The organism is Streptomyces bicolor, from assembly GCF_000719285.1.
GTDB lineage: Bacteria > Actinomycetota > Actinomycetes > Streptomycetales > Streptomycetaceae > Streptomyces > Streptomyces bicolor.
The window spans coordinates 1-2,207 of the sequence record NZ_JOFS01000088.1; the positions used below are offsets into that span (position 1 = coordinate 1).

Genomic DNA, 2,207 nt, shown 5'->3' on the forward strand with positions numbered 1-2,207 from the left:
TGTCGGCGGTCTCTGAAAGTGAACCCAGTGGTGGTCAGTGAACTCTGACCCCCGGTCCGTCAGTTGATGTTGGTCATTCCCCGGTGTTGGCGGCGGGAACCCGTCCGAGGTCGCGGCCGCGCATGCGGTAGCTGTCGCCCTTGAGCGAGATCACTTCGGCATGGTGGACGAGGCGGTCGATCATCGCGGCGGCGACCGTGTCGTCACCGAAGACCTCGCCCCAGCGCCCGAAGGGCTTGTTGCTGGTCACGATCACGCTCGCGCGCTCATAGCGGCCCGAGATGAACTGGAAGAACAGGTTCGCGGCTTCGGGCTCGAAGGGGATGTAGCCGACCTCGTCCACGATGATCAGCGGGATCCGGCCGAGTCGGGTCAGCTCGTCGCCCAGCCGTCCGGCCTGGTGGGCTTCGGCGAGGCGGGCGACCCATTGGGCGGCGGTGGCGAAGGCAACCCGGTGGCCGGCCTGGCAGGCCCGGATACCGAGTCCACTGGCGAGGTGGGTCTTGCCGGTGCCTGGCGGCCCCAGGAAGATCACGTTCTCCTTCCCGACAACGAAGTCCAGCGTCCCGAGATGCGCGATGACCTCGCGTTTCACGGACCGCTGGTGGTCGAAGTCAAAGTCCTCCAGCGACTTGCGGGAGGGGAAACGGGCGGCCCGGATGCGCCCCTCGGCGCCATGCGAATCGCGGGCGGCGACCTCCCGCTGCAGGCAGGCCGCCAGATACTCCTCATGACTCCAGCCCTCTTCGCGGGCCCGCTCGGCCAGCCGGGCGGCCGCGTCACGCAACGCAGGGGCCTTCAACGCCTTGGTGAGATAGACGAGTTCGGAGGAGACATCCCGACCGTTCGAGGTCTGTTTGGCGGCCATCACGCGACTCCCTCGCCAGTGCTCAGTCCGCCGTCGATGACGCCGAAGATCCGGTCATAGGTGTCCAACGGCCGCTGTTCGACATCGAGTTGGTCGGCCGGGACGGGCCGCTGCCGGGCTCGTTCGCGGCCGGCTTTCGCAGCAGCGGCGTGGGTGGGGTCGGTGATCGACTGGTGCCGGGCCCAGCAGCGGGCATGCCGGGCGACCTCGGTGTCCTCGCAGAACGCCAGGACCTGGTCCAGGTCGGCCTTGACCTCGATGCGACGGCCGATGGCGAGCGGGTGGACGGAGTAGTCGCATGTGTCGATGCGGACATAGTGATCACGCGGAAGCCGCAGGCTGGAGCGCCACCAGCCCGGCGGATCGACTGGTGGCAGGGTCAGCATTCTCGCCTTGTCTGCCTCGATCCGCTCGGACGGGCGGGCCTGCAGGGTGCGGTGGATGCGCCGGTTAGCCTTGGCCAGCCAGTCGGCGAGCTGGATGTTGAAGTCGGTCGGCGAGGCGAAGATGCGGCCGGGCAGAAAGCTGGTCTCGAGATAGCCGTTGGCCCGTTCGACCAGGCCCTTGGCCTCCGGGTCACCGGGGCGGCACTGGATGATGCGGATGCCCAGCAGCCCGGCGAACGCCGCGAAGTCCTCCGTGAGTTGAGGTCGTCCGCCCCGCCAGGAGCCGACCGCGGCCTCGTTGTCCCAGACCAGGGCTTTCGGGACGGCCCCGAGTCCGGTGAGCAGCCGCCAGTGCCCGGAGATCAGGTCGGCCGCCGTCTTCGTGGGCAGCATCCTCGCTGTGATCCAGCGCGAGTAGCCGGTCACCATCACCAGTACCGGAGGGCTGCCCGTCTGCCCGAACCCGAGCGGGATCTCAGCGGGCGGGAACCACAGATCGCACTGCGCGAGTTCACCCGGCTCATATCCGGTCCGTGAGACCGGATCCGCGGCCCGGTAGGCCGGCCGCAGGTCACGGACCCGCCGCTTGAGCACCGAGTACGACCGTGTCCAGCCGATCCGTTCCGCGATCACCGTCGCCGGCATCTCCGGGAACCGCTTCAGCAGATCCCTGATCTCCGGCTCGACCGCATCCACGATCGAACCCCTCGGCGCCCGTCTGTACTTGGGCGCCGCGTCACTCGTCAGGGCCCGCCGGACCGTGTTTCTCGAGATGCCCAGATGCCTCGCGATCGCCCGGATCGGCATCTGCTCGGCCCGGTGCAACCGGCGGATCTCCGCCCAGTCCTCCACGTCGATCACCCTTCCTCCCGGCCTGACTCAACGAGCCAGACCTCTGAAGGGGGTCAACTCTCAAAGGCCACTACTGGTCCACTTTTCAGAGGCCACCGACA

General features: G+C 68.1%; 2 protein-coding genes. Both read right to left on the reverse strand.

Annotated features, from left to right (window positions below):
- Positions 1-73: 73 nt before the first annotated feature.
- A complete protein-coding gene (gene istB, locus IF78_RS0142705; protein ID WP_031488143.1) occupies positions 74-868 on the reverse strand; it encodes an IS21-like element helper ATPase IstB in 795 nt (264 codons plus the stop codon).
- Positions 868-2,115, reverse strand: coding sequence for an IS21 family transposase (gene istA / locus IF78_RS0142710; RefSeq protein WP_031488144.1), 1,248 nt, complete (start codon positions 2,113-2,115; stop codon positions 868-870). The genes istB and istA overlap by 1 nt, the downstream gene beginning before the upstream one ends.
- Between the last annotated feature and the right edge of the window lie 92 nt (positions 2,116-2,207).

Bases quoted from the DNA above. Each gene is read 5' to 3' on its own strand.
- istB (WP_031488143.1), bottom strand. From the start codon at position 868: ATGGCCGCCAAACAGACCTCGAACGGTCGGGATGTCTCCTCCGAACTC.